The following is a 23,434-nucleotide window of genomic DNA, read 5'->3' as shown; positions in this document are numbered from 1 at the left end:
CCCTGAAATGATGCTGGCGCTGACCACGGACGCGCTTCCGCAGAAAGCCGCAGGTGACCAGTCGCACCACGCCGACCGTCGTTCGCTTCAATGCGGCGTTTATGCTGCCTGGCTTCGATGCGCCGCACCCGGCCGGAGCGTATGGCGGCGATCTCGATGAGGAGTCTCTCGAAGCGGCTTCCCGCACCGAATGGCTATGTTCATTCACCTACCAGCGGGGTCCGCGAACGGGTCCACACAGCAAATGGTGCCCATCGAACCGGCCTCACTCGAAGCGGCGCTGGACAAGGACCGGAGACAACGATGACCACCCTCATGCAACGCAACGCACGCCGATCCAGCACGGAGCCCCGGCACGTCTTTTCGAAATCAGACAGGCGGTCCGGCTGGAGGGCGGTATTGGCGTCGGTCCGAAGACTGACGAGATCTACCGTGTCACCCTTACCCTGCAGTCGAAGCGAAACTCGCCGCAATACCGCGTTCGCAGCGAAAGCGAACCGCATGACCGGGTGGTGACGGAGGAGGGGCTGGATTTGGTCGATACGTGTTACCCGGCGACAACGTAGCGCTCATCGAAAGGACGTTCGGAAGCGCTCGAAGCGCGGGATGAGAAAGCCGAAGCAGGAAAAGATACCGGCCAAGCATGAGAGAGCGTTCTTCAATCCAATAGGCTGGCGGCATCCACGCCAAGCAAGAGCAAAGACTGACGGCACAATGCTTGTTCGCGACAGGCTCGGATGAAAGTGGTGATCGAATTCTATCGCACGCGCGTTGCCGACGATGCGCACGCCGTCGTTGGCCGTGAGACTGTGGAAGCGGTCGATCGTGAAGCAGCGATCGAGATAGCCCGCATTCTGGCAAATACGCTGAACATGCCGCAGTGGCCAGATGCCGTTGCCATCGCCGACGACGAGGGCGCGACCATCTATTGCGGCGTCATTGCCCGCGCAGGCGGACATAGACAAAGGGCCGACATCATGAATGCCGGCAACCATGCCACCGATGCCGCTCGCTGCATGGGCTCATCCGGACGAGGAAAATCGCGGCGATGCGCGGGTAGGCGATTGCCGCAGCGTGGAGGCCGATCGTTCTTGGACCGTCTATCACGTCTTCACGGGCATGAACGGCGCTTTCATGATCCGGCTCAACCGTGCGGAAGCGACCCGAAGCATGCTGTCCCTCAAATCCGTTTCTTCATCGAAGCAGAGGCGCTGGCCAGATCGGTGTTGCCCTGGGCGGAAAGGAAGCGCCGAGACGGCCTGTCTTTCGGCATTCGACGCCTTACGGACCTCCATCCAGGACCGTGGCCGGAAAAGTGTATGCCCGCAATCGCCGCGACTCCTGTTACTTTGACCGCCGCCGATTTCCGGAAGCCGTATCCGGAAGCGATCAAAGCGGGCTGAATTCCGCGCTCGTCTTTCCGCGCAGTCGGGCTTAGGGTGCACGATGGCTGGCAAAAGATTCCGGGTTCCTGTGGTTGTCTATGTCGCCGGGCCGAGCGGCTTCACTCTCATCGAGTCCGTCGCGCAGGCCTCGGATTTCCTGTTTGACCACTGGCCTGGAAATGACAGCCTGGCCTGGACGGAGGCCATGAATTGTTGCGCCGAAGATGGTGCTCCCGATGACGCGAGCGTAGCATTCCTTGCCGCGCTTAAGGGTGCGGGGATCAGCTACGACCGCACGGTTGAGATTTACTGAGCTTGGCGCCAGCGACTGCCCGGTTTGAACCGCGCGCGCTGGCCGGATTGCGATCCAGCATTCCGACCTCAGCGAGCATTTTTGACTGACGAAACTACCATACCTGAATAGGGAGAGTTCCAATGGCGATGACGCCGAACTATCGGTATGAGCCGAGGCAAGGCGGCAAAGAAAGGAGCCAAGCTTGCCGGGAAAGGCAGAAACCCTCGTCTGTAGAAAAGAAGGAAGATCAGCAGGCCACTGCTGATGAACGCTAAGGCATCGCGATGACAAGGCGGGAGACAGACACCTTCGAAATCGACGTGGAATGTCCCCGTTGCCATCATCAGGCGAAGACGCTCGTCGGCTGGATTCGTATTCACACTCAGATGGAATGCTCGAACTGCGGCGACATCATTGACATTGAGAGCAAGAACTTCAGGTGGCACGAACAGCGCTAAGGAAAGCTCTATGATATCGTCCGAACCGCGGTCGCCACGCCTTGCCGTTCTGATTGATGCCGACAATGCCTCGGCCAAGATTGCCGATGGTCTGTTCGAGGAGATTGCCAAAATCGGCGAGGCCAGCGTGCGTCGTATCTATGGCGATTTTTCCAGCTCGCGCTCGAAAGCTTGGGCCGACGTTCTTTCGAAGCACGCAATCATACCCCAGCAACAGTTCGCCTACACGACGGGCAAGAATGCGTCCGACATCACCCTCGTCATCGACGCGATGGATCTGCTCCATAGCGGTCGGTTCGACGGTTTCTGCCTAGTCTCCTCCGACAGCGATTTCACCCGGCTCGCGGCCCGGATACGCGAACAGGGAATCGACGTATTCGGCTTCGGCGAGCAGAAGACGCCCGAGAGCTTCCGCCAGGCATGCCGGCGATTTGTCTATACCGAGAACCTGCTGTCGTCCGCGCCTGAAAATGAACCTGAGGCCGTATCGAGCATGAAGCCATTGCAGCCGCCTTCAGCGGCCGTGCCGATCATTCGGAAGATCATCGCGCAGATGGAAAGCGAGGATGGCTGGGTTCCGCTCGGTGCGGTCGGCACGCAGCTTGCCAATCTCGCTTCCGACTTCGATCCCCGCACATTCGGCTTTCGCAAGCTGAGCGATCTCGTCCGCAGGACCAACGCATTTGAGCTTGACCGTCCAGAGGGCGGAACGTTGCGCATCAGGATCAAACCGCAAGCGGCGCGCAAGGGAGGGCGGAAGACGTGACGGAGCGGCGAGGGATACCGACGCCAGCAGATCGATCAAGCCTTTGCCTTCGGGTGAGCCAGGCCCGCGGGCCATGAACGTCTCCGTGTCAACTTCGGAGGGTTGACCGCCCGAGGCTTGGTTTGGCTCATACCTCACCAAAATCTCGTCGCGCTCGCCGACCTGACGACCAGCCAGCGGTCGGCCTTCGAGGTAGTGTCTCAGTTTGAAATTTGCCACTCCGTCAATCGGGGTCAAGCGACTGTCGCACGATAGGCCGAACTCCTATATGCTTGCCGGAAAGCACGGAGGATAAGACCATGCCATTATACCTAACCCGGTTCAGCTACACGCCGGCCACATGGGCTAAGCTCATCAAGAACCCGGAGGACCGCCGAGAAGCGGCGAAGCAGTACATAGAAGCGGTTGGCGGAAAGTTGCACGGCTTCTGGTACGCCTTTGGTGAGCACGATGGCTACAACTTGTGGGAGGCTCCGCACAACGTCTCGATGGCGGCCACGGCGCTCGCGATCGGCTCAGGCGGAGCGCTGAGTTCCATTCAGACGACTGTCCTTCTGACCGTGGAGGACACGCTTGCGGCGCTGCAAAAGGCATCGTCGATTAAATATCGACCGCCTGGAGAACAAGCCTAGATGCGAACCGGACCTAAAGGCCAGAAGCGCCCCGCCGATGTGATCGGCAACGCCGTCCGCGTCATGCGCATAGCCACAGGCGAGGAACGCGACGACACGCCGGACGACGGCAAGAGCGCCGCCGCCAAAGAGCTTGGGGTCGAAGGGCGGAAAGAAGCGCGCCGCCAACATGACGCCGCCACGGGCGCAGCATCAGAGGCGTTGGAAAATCTGGAGGAGATCGGCGCTGGTCGAGCAGGCTGATCTTGATGAAGGCAAGTGGCAGTGGATTGGGGCGGCTCTTGCTCAAGGTTAGGACATTCCGGAACCGATGGAAACGGCGGCGGGTACAGTGGGAAGCTTGTGCACTGAGACAGCAGACGTTCGGATATTGAAGGTAATTGTTTTGTAATGTCGATGTCTCACACAGCCAGCTCAGGCGCGTGATGCTGGGCTGGAAGGATGAAATATCCGGCTTGCAGAACTGTACGCAATTTTCACCTTATCTAAAAATCGCTGGCCCCCAGGAGCGACCTCGCTAGTACACCCATAGCGTATGGGCAGGTCCGGGAGTGTCGATCAGTGCTACGATCCAGGTGATGGTTCAGGCTTGCTAGGTTGAACTGTGCTCGTCCAGGCTCGGTGAAGAAGGCATCCGCGACCGCTCTTGGCACTTTGAGAATGCGCCAATATGCGGCACAACGGCGACTGCAGTGCCGAGCCGGAAGGCAATCTGACGCGCAACGACCCGGTCGCGGGAGACCAATGACGCAAAAAGGCATCACCCTGAAAGACGTTGCGGCAGCCGCCAAGGTGTCGCGCGCCACCGCTGCGCGGGCGCTCAACAGTTATGGCTATGTCGGCGACGAGACGGCGCTTCGCGTGTTGGAAGCCGCTGAAAAATTGGGTTATCGCGGAAACCTCGTCGCCCAGGCGCTGCGCAGCGGACAGTTGCCGATCGTCGGCTTCGTGCCGGGCGATATCCAAAATCCCTTCTTCGCTCGAATAGCCCACGACATTGAGGTGGAGTTGCGCAAGCATCGCCACAACCTGCTGATCGCCAGCAGCGAGGAGAATGTCGAGCAGGAAAAGGAATTGCTGGAAAGCCTGCGCGCGCTCAGCGTTCGCGGCTTCATCCTGGCCCCGACGTCGGCAACCGACAGCCAGCATATCCGGCAGTTGGCGCGTGACGGTTGGCCGATCGTGCTGATCGACCGCGTCGTCAAGGACATGCAATGCGACAGCGTGGTCGTCGACAATGAAGGGGGGGCGCGCGAGGCGGTCGACTATCTGGTCGCCAACGGCCACGAGCGCATCGGTCTGCTGCGGGACGAATCACGCATCTTCACCGCGCAGGAGCGTCTCGCAGGCTATTTAAATTCGCTGCACACGCATGGCGTTGCGCTCGATGAATCGCTGATCAGTGTGTCGCGTTCGACTGTCGAGCATGCCATCGAGGCCACCATCAGGCTGTTCAGCCGGCGCAATCGTCCGACAGCGTTGTTTACGGTCGATAGCCTGATGACCCAGGGCGCGCTTCTGGGCCTGCGCTCGATGGGGCTTTCCGTCCCCCATGATGTCTCGCTGGTCGGCTTCGACGATTTCAATCTCGCCACCTTCACCGATCCGCAGATCACGGTCATCGCCCAGCCCATTTCCGAGATCGGGCCGCTTGCCGCCAAGCTGCTGCTCGAACGATTGGCGGGCAAGAAGGTGGCGCCACGCGACATCCACTTCCCGACGCGGCTGATCGTGCGCGGCTCGGTGGCTCGACCCCGCAGGCGCTGACCGGCGCCTCAAGACGCCAGAGTTACAAATTTAGAATGAGGGGGCTTGCAAAGCGCAAACATGCGTGTCCATTATCCGATGTGAGATCGATCTCATATCCCAGGGAGACGGTCAAAGCTAATTAGACGGCGCATTGACGCTAGCGCCCAGGGCAGAGGCCCTGCCGGATCCGCATACAAGGAAGAACGACATGCTGAATTTCGATAGGGACCGCTTCATCAAGATCCAGGGCGGTGCCGTTTCCATTGCCGGGGAGGCGCGCTCGCTGATGCGCACACTGCTTTCGGATGGCGTCGAGCGGCTATTCTTCATGGGAACCGGTGGCGTCCAGCTTCTGACGCTGCCGGCGATCGAACTGGCCAAGCGCCATTCGACATTTCCGGTGAGCGCCGAATATCCGGCGCAGGTCGTTCTCGATCCACCGGCCGGTCTCGACAGCAAGGCCGCGGTCGTCATTCCGTCACTGTCGGGCACGACCAAGGAAAGTGTGGAGCTCATGACGTTCCTGAAAAAGCGAGGCGTGCGCACGATCTCGCTGACCGGTCATTCCGACACGCCGATCGCGCAGGAAGCCGACCACAATTTCACGAATTTCGCCGAGGACGACACCTCCTCGGAATCCTTCTACCTGCAGACGTTGCTGATCGTCCTGGCGCTGCTGGCCGAGCGCGGACAATATGATGGCTTCGACGCGGCCGTCGCCGAGCTGAAGCTTTTGCCGGGCCTGCTCGCCGATGCCAAGGCCGACTTCGAGGACGAGGCCGCCGAGCTGGCCAGGACCATCAAGGACGAGACCTATCACATCTTCACCGGCGCCGGGTCGGTCTGGCCGCAAGCCAACTATTACGGCATGTGCATCCTGGAAGAGATGCAGTGGATCCGGACCCGCCCGGTGCATGCCGCGGACTTCTTCCATGGCACGCTGGAACTGGTCGAGCCGGGGGTCAGCGTCTTTGTGTTCAAGGGTGAGGATGCCCTTCGGCCCCTGGCCGACCGGGTCGAGAATTTCGCCAGGCGCTATACGGATCGCGTGCGCGTACTCGATGCCGCGTCGGTCAAATTGCCGGGCATCTCAAAGCAGGTGCGCACCATGATCTCTCCGGTCCTGCTCGCCACCTTGCTCGAGCGGTTGAGCGCGCATCTTGAAGTGCTGCGCAACCACCCGCTGACGACACGCCGCTACTACAAACGCGTTGAATACTGATCCACTCTCACCTGGCAAGGAGCTGCTTATGAAACGTTCGCTGCAAGTCGTGGCGGTCACAGTGGCCGCGGCATCATCACTGGGCCTGTCGATGAGTGGCGGTTCCGCCGCTTCGCCGGCGGTGGCGGCCGACCCCAACGCCAAGGTCGAATATAGCGGCACGCTGTCGATCCTGACCAAGTTCGGGCTGCAGCAGCTGTCGCCTTATTTCGTCAACATGGCGCAGGCCTATGAGAAGCTCCATCCGGGCGTGAAGGTCGAGCTCATCCAGGAGAGCGATGACAGCGTGAAAGGCAAGACCAAGACGCTGGTCGCCTCCAACTCGCTTCCTGATATCTACTTCTCCTGGACGGGCAGCTGGGGCGGCAATTTCGTGCGCGGCAACCGCGCCGTCGACCTGAGCAAGGTCATCGGTCCGGACACCGACTGGGGCAAGACGCTCTCTCCGGCCGCCGTCAAGGCGTTCGAGTACAACGGCAAGCCCTATGGCATCCCGCTTTACCAGGATGCCAAGTTCATGGGCTACAACAAGCAGATGTTCGCCAAGCTCGGCCTGAAGGCGCCTGCCAATTTCGAAGAGCTGCTGGCCAGCTGCGACGCCATCCGCAAATCGGGCACGACGCCGATCTCGCTGGGCAACAAGGAAGCGTGGCCGGCGGTCCATTATGTCGGCCAGCTGCTCGCCTACAACGTGCCGCAGGCGACTTTGGAGCGCGACTTCGATCCGGCCAGCGCCGAATACACCGATCCAGGCTATGTCGCCTCGCTTAGAGAGTTCAGCCAGCTCGTCCAGCGCTGCACCGATGGCGCCGAGGTCAATGGCACGTCGTATGCCTCGGCCCTGCAGGCTTTCACCAATGCGCAGTCGGCCATGTACTATCAGGAAATCATCGAGTTCGATCAGGCCGCGACGCCGGACTCGGCGCTGAAGCCGGCTGATTTCGGCTTTTTCAGGCTGCCCGTGCCCGATGGCGCCAAGGGCGACCCGAAATCGATCGAGGGCGCTCCCGAAGGCTACATGATCAATGCGGCCTCCAAGAAAATCCCGCTAGCGATCGATTTCATGAAGTTCGTGACCTCGAAGGAAAACGCGCAGATCCTGTCGGCGCCACCTTACGGCCAGCCGAGCGCTACCATCGGCGGCGCCTCGGAATCGAACATGAGCGCTTCGGTGGTCGAGGGCCTCAAGGACATCAACGCGGCTTCCTACCTCATGCCCTGGCTGGACACCGCCAATCCGCCGCGCGTTGCGGCTGTATGGCTGTCCAGCCTGCAAGCGCTGGCGGGTGGCTCGATGACACCTGAGCAGGTCATGGACGAGGTGCGCAAGGCGGCCTCAGCCGCCAAATAAGGCAGACCATGGTCAGGGCATCGCAGACAATGGAAAGCGGCGCCGGGCTTCTCGGCGCCGCCATGCCGCGGAGGCGAAGAAGCCTGCGGGTCCGCTTCGGCAATCTGTTGTCGTTCCGATGGGCGGCGATGGCGCTGATCCTCATCGGCTGGTTCGTCTACTATCCGATCGTCGACAATTTCATCGTCAGCACCACCGACCAGGACATCTATACCGGCGAGGTCACCAATGTCGGCCTCGCCAACTACGACCGGCTCCTGCATGATCCGATCGTGCTGGTCGCACTGTGGAACAACTGCCTCTACGCCGTCATCTCCGTCGTCTTCCAGGTCTTCGGCGCGTTTCTGCTCGCCGCCATCATCGAGGATCTGAAGACCGAGCGCTGGCGTCGTCTATGGCGCGCCGTCTACTTCGTGCCCTCCGCCATCTCGATCACGGTCACCGGCTTGCTGTTCTATTTCATCTACCAGCCGCAGATCGGCTTGCTGGATGCCGCGCTCGGCCGCCTTGGTCTTGGCCAGTTGGTCCTGCCCTGGCTCGGCAACGAGCACACGGCCATCTACGCCATCATCGCCATGAGCCAATGGCAAGGCTTCGGCTATTCGACGTTATTGTTTGCCATCGCGATCCAGAAAATCCCACGCGACCTTTACGATGCCGCCACGATGGACGGGGCAGGCCCGCTGCGCCGCCTGTGGAGCATCACCTTCCCGCTGACCCGCGAAATGACCGGGCTGATGATCATCGTCACCATCACCGGGGCGTTCCAGGTGTTCAACGAGGTCATGGTCATGACCGCCGGCGGCCCCAACAACAGCAGCCAGGTGCTTGGCACATGGCTCTATCAGAAAGCGTTCATCGAGGACAATTTCGGCTATGGCGCAGCGATTGCCGCAGTCATCTTCGTGCTGACCATGCTCACCGGCGCGGCACAGCTCTGGTACACGAAGCGTCGCCGGGTGCAGCTATGAGCGCGACCCTTGCAGCCGGGCGGCGCCGGCACGTCAATGTGTGGCCCGTCATCGCCAGGACGTTCCTTCATTCGTTCCTCGTCTGCCTCGGCGTCGTCGTCATCTATCCACTGATCTGGATGGCTCTCAGCGGCTTCAAGGACAACGCGCAAATCTTCGGCGATCCCTTCGCCCTGCCGTTGCACTGGTCCTGGAACAACTATGTGCAGGCCTGGAACCAAGGCGTTCGCGGCTATGTGACCGTCTCCGTCCTGGTGACCATCGCCTCGGCTATTTGCACCGTGCTCATCAGCGCCTGGACGGCCTTCGGCCTGACCCGGACCAGGATGCGGGCAAAATCGCTTGTCGTCGCCATCGTGCTGGGCGGGCTGATGCTCAGCCCTACCGTGGCGATCATCCCGCTGGTGAAGATGTTGCAGGCGCTCGGCCTCTATAACACCTATTGGGCGCTGATCATTCTGTATACGGCGTTCCGGGTGCCGTTCACCACCTTCCTCATCCGCGCCTATATGCTGGACCTGCCCGGCGATCTCGACGAGGCAGCCACGATAGACGGCGCCAGCGAAGGCCAGATCTTCTGGCGCATCACTTTGCCGCTGTGCCGGCCAATCATCATCTCGTGCGTCATCCTGCACGTCCTGTTCGCCTGGAACGAGTACCTGTTTGCCATGGTGTTCACGAGCGGCAGCGATGTGCAGACGCTGCCGGTCGGCCTGACTTCGATCATGGCAACGCACGGGACGAACTATGCCGTGGTGTTCGCGGCCATGACCATCTCGGCGCTGCCCATCGTCGTCGTGTTCTTTGCCGCGCAGCGCTACTTCATCCGTGGCCTGTCCGAAGGCATCGGCAAGTAGCTTTCCCCTGAAAGGACACTTTATGCCGCAGCTTGCATTTCACCAGCTGATCGGAGCCAACTTCAGCTTTCAGCACTTTCCCTTCGACCAGGTCGCCAGGATCATCCGCGACTTCGGGATGCGCGAGATCGAATTGTGGGGGGTTGCCCAGCATCTCGACCTCTTCCACGCGACCGACGCGCGTGTCGATACGGTCGGCCGCGTGCTGGCCGACAACGGCCTGTCCACCTGGTGCTTCACCCCTGAGCAGGTGCTCTACCCGATCAACATCGCCTCGGGTGATGCGGAGCTGCGCCGCGCCAGCATCGATCGGTTCCGCCGCGCCGCCGACATCTGTGCGATGCTCGGCGCGCGCTATCTGTTCCTGACGCCGGGCCGCGGGTTCGAGAGCGAGACGCAGCAGTCGGCCTGGGGACGCGCGGTCGAGGCGCTCGGCCAGATCGCCGCCCATGCCCGCGGCAATGGCGTGCGCTGCCTGCTCGAACCGCTGCAGCGGTTCGAAACCAACGTTGTCAACGACGCGGCAGGCCTGCGGCGGATGCTGGACGAGCTGGGCTCCGACAATATCGACGTGGTGCTGGATTCCGTCGCCATGGCCACGGCCGGCGACACGGTGGCGGGTTATATGGAGTTGTTCGGTTCCCGCCTGGCGCATGTCCAGCTCGTCGACGGCTCACCTGGCGGGCATCTTGTATGGGGGGACGGGTCCCTGCCGCTCGGCCGCTACGTCAGTGAACTGGCCGACCTGGGATACGCGGGAAAGATCACTTTCGAGCCCTTCGGCAACGGCTCCTACGCGCTGGATCCGGTCAAGGCCTGGACAGGCTGCCTCGACGCCATCGAGCCTTACCTGAACCGCGCGGCGGTGCCGGCATGAGGCGGACACGGAATCTTGTCGCGGTTGGCGACAATTGCCTCGACGCCTATCTCAGCCACGGCCTGCTCACCGTTGGCGGCAACGCCTTGAATGTCGCCGCGCAGTGGCGGCGCAGCGGCGTGACTGCACGCTATTTCGGTGCGGTCGGCAATGACCCCGAAGGCGAGGTGGTGCTTGCCGGGCTGGCCGGCGTCGGCCTGACGCCGGACGATGTCGAATGCCTGCCCGGCGACACCGCCGTGACCTTGCTTCGCGACGAGGCCGGCGATCGGAAATTCCTACACGAATCCTTTGGCGTCGGCGAAAATTACATGCCTTCGCAGCAGCACTACGCGCTGATCGCCTCAGCCGACTGGGTGCATCTTGGCACCAATGCCAACAGGGAGCTTGTCCGCCGGCTAGTCGCCGATCATGTGCCGTTCAGTGTCGATGTCTCGACGGCGCATCTGGCGCTGCCACTCGAAGGGGTTCCGATGCTGTTTGCCTCCGGGCCCGACGCGGCCGATGCTCCGGTCGAGCCGTTGTTGGCCGCGCTGAGGGCGGCCGGTGCGAGACAGGTGGTTCTGACCTGCGGCAAACGCGGCGCCTACTTCGACGACGGCACCAGCGTCGTGCACGCGCCGGCGACGCCGGTCGATGTGGTGGACACATGCGGCGCCGGCGACAGCTTCATCGCCATGTTCCTCACCGGCTTCCATTTCGATGGCCTTGGCGCAGAGGACGCCTTGCGCAAGGCTTCGCTCGCGGCGGCGCAAACCTGCACGCATCTCGGCGGCTTTCCCCAGAAGCCGCATCCCTTGCCGGACTGGCTTCGAGCCAAATATGCCAGCTTCATCACCGCCCCCAGGGAGCCTGACCAATGACGTCGCTTCGACTGCGACAGCCGGCGGTAGCGCCTGCGCCCGACCGGTCGTTCTGGCTGCAGGACATCGGCGCCGGCGCCGCGACGGAGCCGTTGCAGGGCAGCGAACGCGCCGATGTGCTGATCGTCGGCGGCGGCTATACCGGCTTGTGGACGGCGCTGCGCATCCGCGAGCTCGCGCCGGATACGCGCGTCATCGTGCTCGAAGCCGATCTGTGCGGTTCAGGAGCGTCGGGCCGAAATGGCGGCCAGGTCCATTCCTGGTTCGCCGAGCTCGACCAGATCAGCGCCGTCGTCGGTCTCGAAGAGGCGCGGCAACTATGCGCCGACACGGTGACGGCGATCGCCGAGCTGAAGGCGTTGCACCGGGCCGGCACGATCGACATGGATCTGCGGCTCGACGGATGGCTGTGGACGGCGAGTTCAAAAGCCCAGGAGGGCGCATGGGATCGCGCGGTTGCCATGACGGCGGCGGCGGGCGAGCACCGCTTCAAACCGCTGACGGCCGACGATATCAAACGCCGCACCGGGTCGTCGGCATCCTATGCCGGCGTCGTCGAGACCAATGCCGGCACGCTCCATCCGGCCAAGCTGGCCGTAGGATTGCGCAAACTGGCCTTGGCGCGCGGTGTCATCATTCATGAACGCAGCCCTGTCCTCGACATCGAAGCGGGCAAGATGTGCACAGCGCGCACGGCGCAGGGCACGGTGCAGGCCGACAAGGTGGTGGTGGCCGCCAATGCCTGGCTGTCGGCGCTGCCGGAACTGCGCCGCCATCTCTATGTCGTCGCCAGCCAGGTGATCGCCACCGCGGCCGTGCCCGAACTGCTCGACAGCATCGGCTGGCGCGACGGCGCCTCGATCTGCGATTCCCAGGCCCAGGTGCTTTACTACCAGCGCACCCCTCAAGGGCGGGTGGTCTTTGGCCGCGGCAGCGGCGAGGTGGCCTTGGCCGGCAATTTCGGCGCCGGCTTCAACCGCAGCCCCCAGCACGGCCGCGATAATCTGCGTGAACTCACCCGGGTCTATCCGCAATTGCGCGGTGTGCGGGTTGACTATGACTGGGCCGGTCCGATCGACTGCGTGCCCGAGCACGTTCCCGTCTTCGATCACCTGCGCGATCACCCCAACATCTTCTACGGCATGGGTTTCAAGGGGACTGGCATCGCGCAGACACCGATCGGCGGGCGCATCCTGGCCAGTCTCGTCCTGGAGCGGAAGGACCGCTGGAGCGCCAGCGGCCTGGTCGGCATCGGGCGTCGAACCTCGCTGCCGCCGGAGCCGTTTCGCTATTTCGGTGCCCAACTTGTCCGCAGTGCTGTGCGCCGCAAGAACGAGGCCGAGATCCGCGACCGGAAGGCGGACAGGATCACCAATCTGCTGGCTGGCCTGAAGCCGGGTTCTCGCAACAGATAGTCATTGTGCCAAGACTCCTGCCCGGAGCCGTCCGGGCCCACAAGCGTGCGTGCAAGCGTCGCTGGGCGGCCGTACCCAATGTGATTGCTCCAAGCACCGGACTGTCGCATCACCTTGAGTTAAAGATGAGCGGCGAAACCCACCATCAGCGGAGCGCCTCGGCCTTCTCAAGATGGCCGGGTGTGTGAATCCCACATCTCGTGAAGAAAAGATCGAAAGGCGTCTGACGTGCGGCTTCAAGCTACGCAACGTACGCCGATCGCGCGCGTTTTGTTTAGTGCGAGGGCCGTGCCCGATCTGAGGGCCAGCGTTATTTGCAACCGGAGGCGACTGGGATGTCTAAGTTCAAAGAAGCCCTTGAACGCGGTAAGCAAGCTCACCGTCGGCAGGAGGACCATGCCCCCGACGACGAGGCGGATGAGGATGCGCCGGTGCCGGACTTTGGTACGCAGGCCACTGCCTGGCTGAACGACGTCGTAGTTGCATCGTTGGAAGCGGCCAAGGCTGAGGTGGCGAGTGAGGTGACCATCAACATCGTCACTATGCCGCGCGGCGAATTCGAAGCGCTGACGCCCTCCCTGCGGTTCCAAATCTATAAGGACCGAGGATTGGAACAGGAAGCAGAACGGACATTCACGGTCAGCACTCAGGTGAGTGGAGAGGTGTCCGTTTCCGCACCCGGGATGGTGGCGGAGGAGGTTGGAAATATAGGGGATAAGTCTGACGAGAGATTCCGCAACTTAGTGGTCAGGCTGATCGAGGACGCCGCCAAAGCTTAGCCCATCTGCCCCTGTCTATGACAAAAACGGTGGGCAGAGGCGAGAGGCGGTGGTTGGCCCAGCCGCAGTCGGCAGTCACAACAAGGTATCCAGTCCTTCGGGGCACTGAGAGTGGATCAATCAAGCTTGGCGCGGTTTGGAACGGACACGGAGGAGCAAACAATGGCGCAAGACAAATACGAACGCATTCGTCGGCGCGCTTATGAAATCTGGCAGCGCAGCGGCGAGCTGCATGGCCACCATGAAGAACACTGGAATCAGGCAAGCACGGAAATCGATCGCGAAGACTATGGGCTTGGCGAACAACCCGGTGCAGCGATGCCCGGCGCAGCTACCATCCCATCGGGCCAACCGCACCCTCAGGTCGCCGAGGCGCTGGCGCGAAAAGCCAGGATGGCCGGCGATCAGTCGCGAGAGCCGGCTAAGGATGATTCGAAGCCGCAAAACCGCAATCGGCGGACAGGCATTTGAACTACGTCTATCATGGATCTGAATATCGATCAGGCGCTGCAGGACGTCAAACGGGCGCGCCGACTTTCTGCAGTGATAGGCCGCGCCCGACGCGGCGAATTCGCAATCCTACTCTGCGGCCGTCTCGGATGGCACCTCTGCCGGCCCCGAAGGCTCGGCCTCGGCACGGGGCATGCGCCGTGAAACCAGCGACCTGAGCGTGACGTAGAACACCGGCGTCAGGAACAGGCCGACGAAGGTGACGCCAAGCATGCCGGAGAACACCGCGGTGCCGAGCGACTGGCGCATTTCTGCGCCCGGGCCCGTTGCGATCATCAGCGGCACGACGCCGAGGATGAACGAGAAGGCGGTCATCAGGATCGGCCGCAGCCTGAGCCGGCAGGCTTCGACGGCAGCCTCGGCGGCCGACAGCCCGCGTTCCTGCGCTTGCCGCGCGAATTCGACGATCAGGATCGCGTTCTTGGCGGCAAGCCCGATCAGCACGATGAGGCCGATCTGCACGAGATGTTGTTGTCCAGCCCTCGGAAAGACACGCCGAGCAACGCCGCGAGCACGCCGAGCGGCACCACCAGCACAATGGCGAACGGCAGCACCCAGCTTTCATATTGCGCCGCCTTCCGCCGACGGATGCGAGCCGATTGCCCCGCTGCATCCAGGAAGACGGAAGGCTGAGGCCAAGTGCTCGATCTTATGTGATCGGCTCGACCCTAAATTAGCTATTTTGTATGTCCGGCGGACTTCAGTCGGGACGGCGTCGGGACGGCAAGCGGAGATTGCGGGCGTTAATCACCGCATTAGATGCGGAGATTAATCTTGCTTTTGCGGTGAATGTCGAGCAGAACATCCGCATGAGGTGCGGAGATTATGAGTTATATCCATGAACGGGACGACTGGCCGGAGTTTCGCTGGGATCACAAGGTTCTGGCGGAGCCGTTTGCATCCGTGCGCCACCGCCAGGGGCGGCTGATCGGGCGGATGGAAGGGCTCGGCTTTGGCCTGCGCAGCGAAGCCACGCTCCAGACCTTGACTGAGGACGTACTCAAATCCAGCGAGATCGAGGGCGAAATCCTCGATCGCGACCAGGTGCGCTCATCCATTGCCCGGCGTCTGGGCATGGATATAGGGGGGCTGGTCCCGGCGCATCGCGATGTCGAAGGCATCGTCGAGATGATGCTCGATGCGACGCAGAAATACGATCAGGCGCTCACCGACGAGCGGTTGTTCGGATGGCATGCGGCCCTGTTTCCGACGGGGCGCAGTGGCATGCAAAAGATCAGAGTTGGCGCATGGCGGGATGACAGTTCAGGGCCGATGCAGGTTATTTCGGGGCCGGTTGGGCGCGAGCGCGTTCATTACGAGGCGCCGAAGGCCGCGCGCGTTGCGGACGATATGAGCGCACTCCTTGCCTGGTTCAATGAGGAGCAGGGCTTCGATCCCGTGCTGAAGGCAGGCATCGCGCATCTGTGGTTCGTGACCGTTCACCCGTTCGAGGACGGCAACGGACGCATCGCGCGGGCGATCGCCGACATGCAGCTTGCGCGCTCGGAGGATAATCCGCAGCGCTTTTACAGCATGTCGGCGCAGATCAGGCAGGAGCGCAAATCGTATTACAATATCCTGGAATCGACGCAGAAAGGCGATCTCGACATCACCGAGTGGCTCATGTGGTTTGTTGCCTGTCTTTCGGGCGCGTTTGAGCGAGCCGAAACCATTCTGGGCGGCGTGCTCACGAAGGCGCGGTTCTGGGAGAAGCATGCGGCGGACCCTCTCAACGAGCGCCAGCGCGACATGCTGAACCGGTTGCTCGATGAGTTTGAAGGCAAGCTCACATCGTCCAAGTGGGCGATCATCGAGAAATGCTCCCCCGATACGGCGCTGCGCGACATCAGTGATTTGCTGGGCCGGGGTATGTTGATCAAGGATGAGGGCGGCGGGCGCAGCACCAGTTATTCGCTGGTGAAGCTGGACTGACGGCTGCGCATGCCGGGTTGGTGTAAGGAAGAAAGGGTGAGGTCAAGATGCCGCTGAAGGGGATACAGCCGCGGGATATCAATGAGCAGCATCTCCAGGGATTGATTTGCCGGGCAGGTGCCGGAAGGCAAAACACTCGATTACAACCAGGACTTGCCTGCGAGCAGTGACGGCGCCAAGAAGGACTTTCTTGCCGACCTGTGCTCATTTGCGAACGCCTGCGTTCGATCACCCTTCCTGAATCGGGCTGCTTGGGATCGTCTTCCTTGGCCGCGACGGTGGGTTGCGGCAGCCAATTTAAGAAAATCGAATTGACGAGGAGGCCAACTGGCGCTAGTGGACAGGGTTATACAGGTATATTGAACAGGTTTGCATATGGCTCGATCTGCATTTCCCCTATCGCCTGGCGTCGCCAAGCCGGAGCAGATCGCGACCGTTCTCGAAAAGGAAATCCGCTCCGGCGTTCTGGGCTTTGGCGAGCGTCTGCAGAGCGAGAACGAGCTGGTGCAGCGCTTCTCCGTCAGCCGCAACACGGTGCGCAAAGGATTGGAGGAGCTTTCCAATCGCGGCCTTATCACCACCCGCGTCGGCATCGGCTCATTCGTGACCTTCGACGGAAAGAGGGTTGACGATTCTATTGGCTGGTCGAGGGCGCTGGCCAATGCCGGGGCGAACGCCGAAACGCGCACGCTGCGACTGGAGGTCATCGAGGATGCTGAGTTGGCGGCGAGGCTTGGCATACAAAACCCAGCTTTCATCGCTGTCGATCGCGTGCGCAGCAATGCCGCCGACGGTCATGCAATCTCTATAGAACGCAGCCGCATGCCTTTGTCCCCGGAGTTGGAGGAAGTTCCGCTCAAGGGTCTGCGCGAGGGCTCTCTTCACCAGACACTGCGCAGCGCTGGTCTGGTGCCCGATCACGGCGAGGAGTGGGTCGATATCGAAATGTTGAGCGGCGAGGACGCCGCGGTCCTCAATTGTCCACCGGGCACGCCGTTCCTTCGCGGCCGGCGGCTAACGCGGGCCGCCGACGGTCGGCCGATCGAATATGTCGTCAGCCTGCTCAATCCCCAGCACTTCGCCCTGCATCTGGAGTTTTGAGCGATGAAGGGGAGGTACAGGGAGGCGGTGGTTGATCGGGCGATGGGTGCGCTGCTAGGCGGCGCGCTTGGCGATGCGCTGGGCATGCCGACGCAGCTTCTGTCGCCTGCCGAGATCAGGTCGGCCTATGGATTTGTCGACAGGTTGGTCGCGCCGGTGCCGGATCATCCAGTCTCGCGCGGCCTGCCGGCCGGCGCCATCACAGACGATACCGAACAGACCCTTTTGCTCGGCCGTATCCTATTGGAATCGGGGCCCGCCTTCGACCATCGTCGCTGGGTCAACGCGCTGCTCGACTGGGAGCGCGACGTCAAGGCTCGCGGCTCCTACGACCTGCTCGGGCCCTCAACCAAGCGCGCCATAGATGCCATCAATGACGGGATCGAGCCGGAGGAAGCCGGGCGCACCGGCGATACCAACGGAGCGGCGATGCGGATCGCCCCGGTCGGCATCCTAATGCCGCCGGAATCCCTGGATGCATTGGTCGCCAAGGTGGACGAGACATGCCGCGCGACCCACAACACCTCGATTGCCATCGCGTCTGCTGCGGCTGTTGCGGCCGCGGTCAGCTGCGGAATATCCGGCGCGAGCTGGCAGGAAGCGTCCAGCCATGCTGCCGAGGCGGCCAGGCGTGGCGCGGCTCTCGGGCGTTGGGTCACAGGCGGCGACGACATGGCAGCGCGCATCGACTGGGCGCGGGCCCTTGTGCGTGGCAAGCCCCGCGACGAAGCCATAGCGCTGATTGTCGATCTGGTCGGCACCGGCGTCATCAGTCAGGAGTCGATACCCGCTGCCTTCGCGGTTTTGGAAGTAGCCCGGGGCGATCCGTGGCAGGCGGCCGTCATTGCCGCCAACCTCGGCGGCGATACCGACACGATCGGAGCAATCGCTGCCGGCATGGCAGGCGCCTGCGCTGGACTGTCCGCGCTGCCGCGGGAGAGGATTGCCGAGTTGAAGGGTCTCGATCTGGACGAGGTACGCCGGCTCGCCGGCGATCTTGTTTCGGCACGTTTGGCACAAGGCGGTGGGGAGGCGGCAGCATGAGCGGGCGTCTCGTCCATATCGGCAGCGCGGTGGTCGATTACATCTACCGCATCGACGCCTTGCCGGCGTCCGGGACGGAGAAGACTGCTTCGAGCTATGCGCAGGTCGCCGGCGGCGGCTTCAACATGATGGTCGCTGCGAGCCGCACCGGCATGAAAGTGGTATTCGCGGGCCAGCTCGGCAGCGGACCCAATGGCGACTTCCTGCGCACCGCCTTCGCCGAGGCGGGCATCGAAACGCTGATGCCGCCATCGCCTGTCATGGACAGCGGCAATTGCGTCGCCATGATCTCGGACGATGCCGAACGCACCTTCGTGTCATGGCCGGGTGCCGAAAGCGTGCTGAGCCTCGACATGATGGCGCCGGTGGTGGTTGGGCCGGGGGATTGGGTGTTCACTTCCGGCTATACGCTGAGCTACCCTGGGAGTCGCGACGCGCTGACCGACTGGATCGAGGCGCTGCCGGCCGGATTGCCTTTCGTCTTCGACCCAACGCCGGTCATTTCGGACATTCCGCGCGCCGTCCTGTCGCCGGTGCTTGCCCGTGTCACCTGGTTGAGCTGCAACGCCACCGAAGCGGCCGAGATTGCCGGTCCGGGCGATGTGGGAGCACTCGCGGCACGGCTTCTGGCCGACCATTGCCCGCAGGCGGCCGGCGTCATCATCCGCTCTGGCGCGAAGGGCTGCCATGTGCTGCTGGCAGACGGGTCCGCCCGCACCATTCCCGGTTTCAAGGTCGCAGGCATCGACACCAACGGCGCCGGCGACACCCATATCGGCGCTTTCGTCAGCGCATTGGCCCGCGATATGCGTGCCTTCGAGGCGGCGCACTATGCCAACGCGGCCGCGGCCATTTCGGTTACCCGTCACGGCGGCTCATCGGCGCCGACCGACGAGGAAATCCAGACTTTCCTGAGCCATGCGGACGGTTCTTCGACCGGTGCGCCAGGCCAGACCCAGAAGGCCGACCAGACAGCCTGAAAAGCCCGGGAAGCGGGCATCACACAGAGAGGAGCGAACCATGCGCATGCCTGACTTGACTGCCCTGCTGACGGCGACCGCCGTCTTCACCTCCGCGCTCGCCTTTGCGGCCAAGGCCGACGAAGTGCATGTGCTCAACTGGAAGGGCTACGGAGCCGACGAATCCTGGGCCGTTGCAGCCTTCGAGAAGGCGACCGGCAATAAGGTCGTCAACGACTTCTTCAATTCCGAACAGGAAATGCTGACCAAGATCCGGACCAATCCCGGGCTCTACGACGTCGTCATGATCAACGCCGCCTTCAATGACCAGGCGATGGCGGAAAAGCTGATCCAGCCGATAGATACCTCCAAGATGCCGAACTATGCCGACATCGCCAAGGACAAGGCGAGCTCGCCGATGCTCGACCATGACGGCAAGGTGTATGGCGTGCCGTGGGTCTGGGGCCTGACGGCGCTCGCCATCAACGATAAATCCTTCGACAAACCGCCGACGTCGATCGCCGAGATGTGGAATCCCGCCCACAAGGGCCGCGTCATCATCCGCGACGACGCCGTCGAAGCGGTCCAGTTCGGCGCTATCGCCACCGGCCAGAATATCAACGACATCAAGGACATGGGTGCGGTCAAGGCGAAGCTCACCTCGCTAATGCCGCAGATCAAGACCTTCTGGAGCTCGGAGAACGACTGGAACCAGATGGTCGCCTCCAACCAGATCGACATCGGCACCTATTGGAGCGGCTCGGCCGACCGGGCCAAGACCCACTTCAAGCTTCCGGTCTCGCTGGTCATCCCTCAGGAAGGGGCGGTCGCCTGGCTCGACGCCTTTTCCATTCCGGCCGGTTCCAAGAACGTTGCCGGCGCCGAGGCCTTCATCAACTACATGATCGACCCGAAATTCTATGTCGAATGGGTCACCAAGGTCGGCGCGCCGGTTTCGGCTAACACAAAGGCAGTGGAAGCGTTGCCCGAGGATGCCTTCAACCGCAAGGTGATGGGCAGCCCCGAGGTAGCCAAACGCATCCAGTTCCAGGCACCGATCACCGATGCCCAGCGAAAAGCCTATCTGGAGCTCTGGCAGCAGCTGAAGGTCGACGTGAAGTAACAAGACGCCGAGATCAGCCGACCATCAGGCTGGCTGATCCTTCCTATCCTGGGGAGGAGGGTATCATGACAGCACAGGCTGCGACGGCGTCGCGCAGCGGGCTGAAATCGGCTCTGCCGCTGCTGGCGCCCGCCTATCTGTGGCTGACGGTGGCTATCTTCCTGCCGCTGTCGGCCATGGTGTTCTTCTCCTTCATGAGCGACCTGCCGTTGTCGGGAAAGCCGTGGGCGTTCACGCTCGGCAATTATGCCGCCTTCTTCTCGCAAAGCCTTTACCTGACGTTGCTGCTGGCCTCGCTGCGCCTCGGCCTCGAGGTGACGCTGTGGTGCATCGTCATTGGCTATCCCGCGGCCTACGTGCTGGCCAAGGTGCTGAAGGGCCGCAGCCGCGAGGCGATCTTCCTGCTCGTCATCCTGCCTTTCTGGTCGAACGGGCTGGTGCGCATCTTTTCCTGGGCGATGGTTTTGCGCGAAGGCGGCATTCTCGACACAACGCTCAACGCGGTGCTGCCGTTCAAGATCAACATCGACCTGATGTATTCCTATCCGGCCGTCATCATCGGGCTGGTGCACTCCTACGTGCCCTACATGGTGCTGACCTGTTATCTCACCCTGCAGGCGATCGACGACTCGCTGATCGAGGCCGGACGCTCGCTCGGCGCCTCGCGGCTGCAGGTGCTGAAGCGAGTGATCCTCCCGCTGTCGATGCCCGGGCTGGTGGCGGGCGCGGCGCTCATCTTCGTGCCAGTCGTCGGCTCCTTCATGGAACCGCGCATTCTTGGCGGGCGCACCGGCACGTTCTACGGCACGCTAATCGAGGACCAGTTCGTCGCCGTGTTCAACTGGCCGCTGGGAGCGGCACTCTCCTTCATACTGCTCGCCGTCGTCCTGGTCATCCTGGCGATCGCCTCACCGGTGCTGCGAAGGGCCGCGTGATGGCGACGACGCGTATCCTGGAATGGCTGGGCCGGATCTACATCTTAATGCTGCTCGCCTTCCTCTACCTGCCGATCATCATCATGGCGCTGATGTCGTTCAACGTCTCGCCCTTCTACCAGCTGCCGTTCGAATGGACGACGGAGTGGTACGCTTCGCTCTGGCAAAACGACCAGTTGATCGCGGCCACCCGGAACAGCATCGAGATCGCCGTCATCACGACCATCATCTCGACCGTGCTGGGTTCAGCGGCGTCGCTGGCGCTTTACCGCTATGAATTCCGCGGCAAGAGATTCCTGCAGGCGCTTCTCTTCCCGCCGATCGCCATTCCGTGGCTGATCACCGGCACGGCGATGCTGATCTTCTTCTTCGGCATCGGCATCGGGCGGGGCCTGTTCGCCATCCTGCTCGGCCATGTCGCACTGGCGCTGCCCTATGTCATTGTGGTCGTCTCGGCCCGGTTGCAAACCTTCGCGCCGGAGCTGGAAGAGGCGGCCCGCTCGCTCGGCGCCAACCAGTGGCAAGTGACGATGCGCGTCACGCTACCCTGGATCATGCCTGGCGTCATTGCCGGTGGGCTGTTTGCCTTTGCCGTGTCGTTCGACCAGTTCGTGGTGTCGTATTTCCTGGCGACACCCGGACAGACGACGCTGCCGGTCGAAATCTACGCCGCGATCCGCAAGGGGTTCACGCCCGAGATCAACGCGGTATCGACCATTATCATTGTCGTGTCGATGGCGCTGATGCTGCTTACGGCGCGCTTGTTTAGATTCGGCGGAGAAAAGTAATGGCCGAGGTGCAAGTCCGGAATGTCTCGCGCAGCTTCGGCGCTATGAAGGCACTGGACGACGTGTCGATCGACTTTCCCGACGGCGGCTTCTATGCGCTGCTCGGGCCATCGGGCAGCGGCAAGACCACGCTCCTGAGGCAGATCGCCGGTTTCGATTTCCCCGACAGTGGCCGTATTTCCATCGGCGGCGACAACGTCGAGCGGGTCCCGGTCGAGAAGCGGCGCATCGGGATGGTGTTCCAGAATTATGCGCTGTTTCCCAACATGAGCGTCGCCGACAACGTCGCTTTCGGCCTATCGGTGCGAGGCGAGGCGAGGGCCACCGTTCAGGCCGAGGTTCAGCGTGCGTTAGACTTGGTTCAATTAGCCAAGCTCGGCGGCCGGCGTCCGCATCAGCTTTCCGGGGGCCAGCGTCAGCGCGTTGCGTTGGCCCGCGCCATAGTGACGACGCCTCGCGTGCTCTTGCTCGACGAACCGCTCTCGGCGCTCGACAAGGCGCTGCGCGTCGACATGCAGGTGGAATTGAAACGTATCCAACGCGAGGTCGGCATCACCACCATTTTCGTCACCCACGACCAGGAAGAAGCGCTGACCATGGCCGACCGAATCGGCATCCTCCGCGATGGCCGTCTGGTGCAGGAAGGCCCGCCAGAAGACATTTACGACCAACCGAAGAGTGAGTTCGCGGCGATCTTCCTCGGCGATGCCAACATCCTGCGCGGCGAGGCAACCGGGAGCGGCATCAGGTTGGCCGACGGCACGGCAATCGCCACAGCGGCCGGTGTACACGCGGTCGCAGGCGGCAAGGTGAGTTGCGCGGTGCGGCCTGAGCGCATCCAGATTGTTCCCGTCTCTGCGGGCACGGGCTCGGCCGGCAACATGATGAGCGGCCGGGTCTCGAAGCGCATCTTCGCCGGCAATTCCAGCACCTACTTCGTCGAGCGCGCTGGCGACACGATCAAGGTGCTGGTCAAGAATGACGGTTCCCAGAAGCTTGTGGAAGGACAAGATGTGCTGTTGCGTTGGTCGGCTGAAAGCACGGTCCTGATCCAGAGAGGATAATTGCATACCGCAGGCAGTAATGAACCTCCTATCGCACGCGGGTAGTGTCTCAGTTTCAAATTTGACGGCTAGGCGAAAGCGCCTCGCCACGTTTGCTCCCATAGGCGAAAGCGCCTATATGCTTACCGGAAAGCATAGGAGCCGAGGCATTGGCAAACGCATCCCTGTTGATCTACGCCAGCGGCAACGGCGACCAGTGGCTTCTCACGCGAGACGCATCTGGTAAGGCTTTTGTTCGACACGTTCCGAACCCCGCATCGGGCGGCGAGTCCAATCACATCGAACTTGACGCATTTCTTAGTAGGGATCGAGGTGCGCCACAGCGTGAGAATTTGCTGCGCCTGATAGGCACTCTCGT

General features: G+C 62.2%; 25 protein-coding genes and 1 pseudogene. 25 read left to right on the top strand and 1 reads right to left on the bottom strand.

Going from position 1 to position 23,434, the window contains the following annotated elements:
* Positions 1-53 precede the first annotated feature (53 nt).
* From FJ974_RS30485 to FJ974_RS28890, 17 genes are all read left to right on the top strand, one after another.
* On the top strand, positions 54-566 hold the full coding sequence (locus FJ974_RS30485; protein ID WP_413468369.1) for a hypothetical protein: 513 nt from the start codon (positions 54-56) through the stop codon (positions 564-566).
* Positions 567-746: 180 nt separating this feature from the next.
* Positions 747-1,403: a hypothetical protein gene (locus FJ974_RS30345; RefSeq protein ID WP_319023063.1), complete on the top strand. Its 657-nt coding sequence runs from the start codon at positions 747-749 to the stop codon at positions 1,401-1,403.
* A gap of 43 nt (positions 1,404-1,446) precedes the next feature.
* The gene (locus FJ974_RS28955) at positions 1,447-1,698 is read left to right on the top strand and encodes a DUF982 domain-containing protein (RefSeq protein ID WP_140532379.1); all 252 of its coding nucleotides are present in this window, start codon (positions 1,447-1,449) and stop codon (positions 1,696-1,698) included.
* A gap of 122 nt (positions 1,699-1,820) precedes the next feature.
* The gene (locus tag FJ974_RS30255) at positions 1,821-1,955 is read left to right on the top strand and encodes a hypothetical protein (protein ID WP_264296831.1); all 135 of its coding nucleotides are present in this window, start codon (positions 1,821-1,823) and stop codon (positions 1,953-1,955) included.
* A gap of 196 nt (positions 1,956-2,151) precedes the next feature.
* Positions 2,152-2,904: an NYN domain-containing protein gene (locus tag FJ974_RS28950; RefSeq protein ID WP_140532410.1), complete on the top strand. Its 753-nt coding sequence runs from the start codon at positions 2,152-2,154 to the stop codon at positions 2,902-2,904.
* 299 nt (positions 2,905-3,203) lie between these two features.
* Positions 3,204-3,536 carry a GYD domain-containing protein gene (locus FJ974_RS28945; RefSeq protein WP_140532377.1) on the top strand — a complete coding sequence of 111 codons (333 nt, stop codon included), beginning with the start codon at positions 3,204-3,206 and terminating at the stop codon, positions 3,534-3,536.
* Positions 3,537-3,779: an RNA-binding protein gene (locus FJ974_RS28940; protein ID WP_226891672.1), complete on the top strand. Its 243-nt coding sequence runs from the start codon at positions 3,537-3,539 to the stop codon at positions 3,777-3,779. It abuts the gene before it with no gap.
* Between the two features lie 501 nt (positions 3,780-4,280).
* A complete protein-coding gene (locus FJ974_RS28935) occupies positions 4,281-5,303 on the top strand; it encodes a LacI family DNA-binding transcriptional regulator (RefSeq protein ID WP_140532375.1) in 1,023 nt (340 codons plus the stop codon).
* 190 nt (positions 5,304-5,493) lie between these two features.
* A complete protein-coding gene (locus FJ974_RS28930) occupies positions 5,494-6,507 on the top strand; it encodes an SIS domain-containing protein (protein ID WP_140532373.1) in 1,014 nt (337 codons plus the stop codon).
* Between the two features lie 28 nt (positions 6,508-6,535).
* Positions 6,536-7,858, top strand: coding sequence for an ABC transporter substrate-binding protein (locus tag FJ974_RS28925; protein WP_140532371.1), 1,323 nt, complete (start codon positions 6,536-6,538; stop codon positions 7,856-7,858).
* Positions 7,859-7,920: 62 nt separating this feature from the next.
* Positions 7,921-8,829, top strand: coding sequence for a carbohydrate ABC transporter permease (locus FJ974_RS28920; RefSeq protein WP_226891708.1), 909 nt, complete (start codon positions 7,921-7,923; stop codon positions 8,827-8,829).
* The gene (locus FJ974_RS28915) at positions 8,826-9,686 is read left to right on the top strand and encodes a carbohydrate ABC transporter permease (RefSeq protein WP_140532367.1); all 861 of its coding nucleotides are present in this window, start codon (positions 8,826-8,828) and stop codon (positions 9,684-9,686) included. Before FJ974_RS28920 ends, FJ974_RS28915 begins: the two co-directional genes overlap by 4 nt.
* A gap of 22 nt (positions 9,687-9,708) precedes the next feature.
* A complete protein-coding gene (locus tag FJ974_RS28910) occupies positions 9,709-10,563 on the top strand; it encodes a sugar phosphate isomerase/epimerase family protein (protein WP_140532365.1) in 855 nt (284 codons plus the stop codon).
* A complete protein-coding gene (locus tag FJ974_RS28905; RefSeq protein WP_140532363.1) occupies positions 10,560-11,426 on the top strand; it encodes a PfkB family carbohydrate kinase in 867 nt (288 codons plus the stop codon). Before FJ974_RS28910 ends, FJ974_RS28905 begins: the two co-directional genes overlap by 4 nt.
* Complete coding sequence (locus FJ974_RS28900) at positions 11,423-12,841, top strand: NAD(P)/FAD-dependent oxidoreductase (protein ID WP_140532361.1); 1,419 nt, start codon at positions 11,423-11,425, stop codon at positions 12,839-12,841. Before FJ974_RS28905 ends, FJ974_RS28900 begins: the two co-directional genes overlap by 4 nt.
* A gap of 335 nt (positions 12,842-13,176) precedes the next feature.
* Positions 13,177-13,620: a hypothetical protein gene (locus tag FJ974_RS28895; protein WP_140532359.1), complete on the top strand. Its 444-nt coding sequence runs from the start codon at positions 13,177-13,179 to the stop codon at positions 13,618-13,620.
* Between the two features lie 162 nt (positions 13,621-13,782).
* Positions 13,783-14,091 (top strand): DUF2934 domain-containing protein, encoded by a 309-nt coding sequence (locus FJ974_RS28890; protein ID WP_140532357.1) that lies wholly within the window; start codon positions 13,783-13,785, stop codon positions 14,089-14,091.
* Positions 14,092-14,199: 108 nt separating this feature from the next.
* Here FJ974_RS28890 and FJ974_RS28885 read toward each other — a convergent pair.
* A pseudogene (locus FJ974_RS28885) lies at positions 14,200-14,705 on the bottom strand (efflux RND transporter permease subunit); the annotation flags it as partial.
* A gap of 250 nt (positions 14,706-14,955) precedes the next feature.
* Here FJ974_RS28885 and FJ974_RS28880 point away from each other — a divergent pair.
* The 8 genes from FJ974_RS28880 to FJ974_RS28845 all read left to right on the top strand — a co-directional run bounded on the left by FJ974_RS28880 (position 14,956) and on the right by FJ974_RS28845 (position 23,076).
* Positions 14,956-16,062, top strand: coding sequence for a Fic family protein (locus FJ974_RS28880; protein ID WP_140532355.1), 1,107 nt, complete (start codon positions 14,956-14,958; stop codon positions 16,060-16,062).
* Between the two features lie 375 nt (positions 16,063-16,437).
* Positions 16,438-17,163, top strand: a complete 726-nt coding sequence (locus FJ974_RS28875) for a GntR family transcriptional regulator (protein ID WP_140532353.1) — start codon at positions 16,438-16,440, stop codon at positions 17,161-17,163.
* 3 nt (positions 17,164-17,166) lie between these two features.
* Entirely contained in the window at positions 17,167-18,207 is a 1,041-nt protein-coding gene (locus FJ974_RS28870) for an ADP-ribosylglycohydrolase family protein (protein ID WP_140532351.1), read from the top strand.
* Positions 18,204-19,187 (top strand): PfkB family carbohydrate kinase, encoded by a 984-nt coding sequence (locus FJ974_RS28865; protein ID WP_140532349.1) that lies wholly within the window; start codon positions 18,204-18,206, stop codon positions 19,185-19,187. The genes FJ974_RS28870 and FJ974_RS28865 overlap by 4 nt, the downstream gene beginning before the upstream one ends.
* Positions 19,188-19,227: 40 nt before the next feature.
* Positions 19,228-20,289, top strand: a complete 1,062-nt coding sequence (locus FJ974_RS28860; protein ID WP_140532347.1) for an ABC transporter substrate-binding protein — start codon at positions 19,228-19,230, stop codon at positions 20,287-20,289.
* 65 nt (positions 20,290-20,354) lie between these two features.
* Positions 20,355-21,224, top strand: coding sequence for an ABC transporter permease (locus FJ974_RS28855; protein ID WP_140532345.1), 870 nt, complete (start codon positions 20,355-20,357; stop codon positions 21,222-21,224).
* Entirely contained in the window at positions 21,224-22,012 is a 789-nt protein-coding gene (locus FJ974_RS28850) for an ABC transporter permease (RefSeq protein ID WP_140532343.1), read from the top strand. Before FJ974_RS28855 ends, FJ974_RS28850 begins: the two co-directional genes overlap by 1 nt.
* Positions 22,012-23,076: an ABC transporter ATP-binding protein gene (locus FJ974_RS28845; protein WP_140532341.1), complete on the top strand. Its 1,065-nt coding sequence runs from the start codon at positions 22,012-22,014 to the stop codon at positions 23,074-23,076. Before FJ974_RS28850 ends, FJ974_RS28845 begins: the two co-directional genes overlap by 1 nt.
* Positions 23,077-23,434 lie beyond the last annotated feature (358 nt).

It is taken from the genome of Mesorhizobium sp. B1-1-8 (assembly GCF_006442795.2).
Taxonomy (GTDB): Bacteria; Pseudomonadota; Alphaproteobacteria; order Rhizobiales; family Rhizobiaceae; genus Mesorhizobium.
This window is presented reverse-complemented; position numbering and strand designations above follow the sequence as displayed.

Excerpts from the sequence above, each read along its gene's own strand:
- FJ974_RS28955 (WP_140532379.1), top strand. The coding sequence starts at position 1,447 with ATGGCTGGCAAAAGATTCCGGGTTCCTGTGGTTGTCTATGTCGCCGGG.
- FJ974_RS30255 (WP_264296831.1), top strand. The coding sequence starts at position 1,821 with ATGGCGATGACGCCGAACTATCGGTATGAGCCGAGGCAAGGCGGCAAA.
- FJ974_RS28945 (WP_140532377.1), top strand. The coding sequence starts at position 3,204 with ATGCCATTATACCTAACCCGGTTCAGCTACACGCCGGCCACATGGGCT.
- FJ974_RS28940 (WP_226891672.1), top strand. The coding sequence starts at position 3,537 with ATGCGAACCGGACCTAAAGGCCAGAAGCGCCCCGCCGATGTGATCGGC.
- FJ974_RS28935 (WP_140532375.1), top strand. The coding sequence starts at position 4,281 with ATGACGCAAAAAGGCATCACCCTGAAAGACGTTGCGGCAGCCGCCAAG.
- FJ974_RS28930 (WP_140532373.1), top strand. The coding sequence starts at position 5,494 with ATGCTGAATTTCGATAGGGACCGCTTCATCAAGATCCAGGGCGGTGCC.
- FJ974_RS28925 (WP_140532371.1), top strand. The coding sequence starts at position 6,536 with ATGAAACGTTCGCTGCAAGTCGTGGCGGTCACAGTGGCCGCGGCATCA.
- FJ974_RS28920 (WP_226891708.1), top strand. The coding sequence starts at position 7,921 with ATGCCGCGGAGGCGAAGAAGCCTGCGGGTCCGCTTCGGCAATCTGTTG.
- FJ974_RS28915 (WP_140532367.1), top strand. The coding sequence starts at position 8,826 with ATGAGCGCGACCCTTGCAGCCGGGCGGCGCCGGCACGTCAATGTGTGG.
- FJ974_RS28910 (WP_140532365.1), top strand. The coding sequence starts at position 9,709 with ATGCCGCAGCTTGCATTTCACCAGCTGATCGGAGCCAACTTCAGCTTT.
- FJ974_RS28905 (WP_140532363.1), top strand. The coding sequence starts at position 10,560 with ATGAGGCGGACACGGAATCTTGTCGCGGTTGGCGACAATTGCCTCGAC.
- FJ974_RS28900 (WP_140532361.1), top strand. The coding sequence starts at position 11,423 with ATGACGTCGCTTCGACTGCGACAGCCGGCGGTAGCGCCTGCGCCCGAC.
- FJ974_RS28895 (WP_140532359.1), top strand. The coding sequence starts at position 13,177 with ATGTCTAAGTTCAAAGAAGCCCTTGAACGCGGTAAGCAAGCTCACCGT.
- FJ974_RS28890 (WP_140532357.1), top strand. The coding sequence starts at position 13,783 with ATGGCGCAAGACAAATACGAACGCATTCGTCGGCGCGCTTATGAAATC.
- FJ974_RS28880 (WP_140532355.1), top strand. The coding sequence starts at position 14,956 with ATGAGTTATATCCATGAACGGGACGACTGGCCGGAGTTTCGCTGGGAT.
- FJ974_RS28875 (WP_140532353.1), top strand. The coding sequence starts at position 16,438 with ATGGCTCGATCTGCATTTCCCCTATCGCCTGGCGTCGCCAAGCCGGAG.
- FJ974_RS28870 (WP_140532351.1), top strand. The coding sequence starts at position 17,167 with ATGAAGGGGAGGTACAGGGAGGCGGTGGTTGATCGGGCGATGGGTGCG.
- FJ974_RS28865 (WP_140532349.1), top strand. The coding sequence starts at position 18,204 with ATGAGCGGGCGTCTCGTCCATATCGGCAGCGCGGTGGTCGATTACATC.
- FJ974_RS28860 (WP_140532347.1), top strand. The coding sequence starts at position 19,228 with ATGCGCATGCCTGACTTGACTGCCCTGCTGACGGCGACCGCCGTCTTC.
- FJ974_RS28855 (WP_140532345.1), top strand. The coding sequence starts at position 20,355 with ATGACAGCACAGGCTGCGACGGCGTCGCGCAGCGGGCTGAAATCGGCT.
- FJ974_RS28850 (WP_140532343.1), top strand. The coding sequence starts at position 21,224 with ATGGCGACGACGCGTATCCTGGAATGGCTGGGCCGGATCTACATCTTA.
- FJ974_RS28845 (WP_140532341.1), top strand. The coding sequence starts at position 22,012 with ATGGCCGAGGTGCAAGTCCGGAATGTCTCGCGCAGCTTCGGCGCTATG.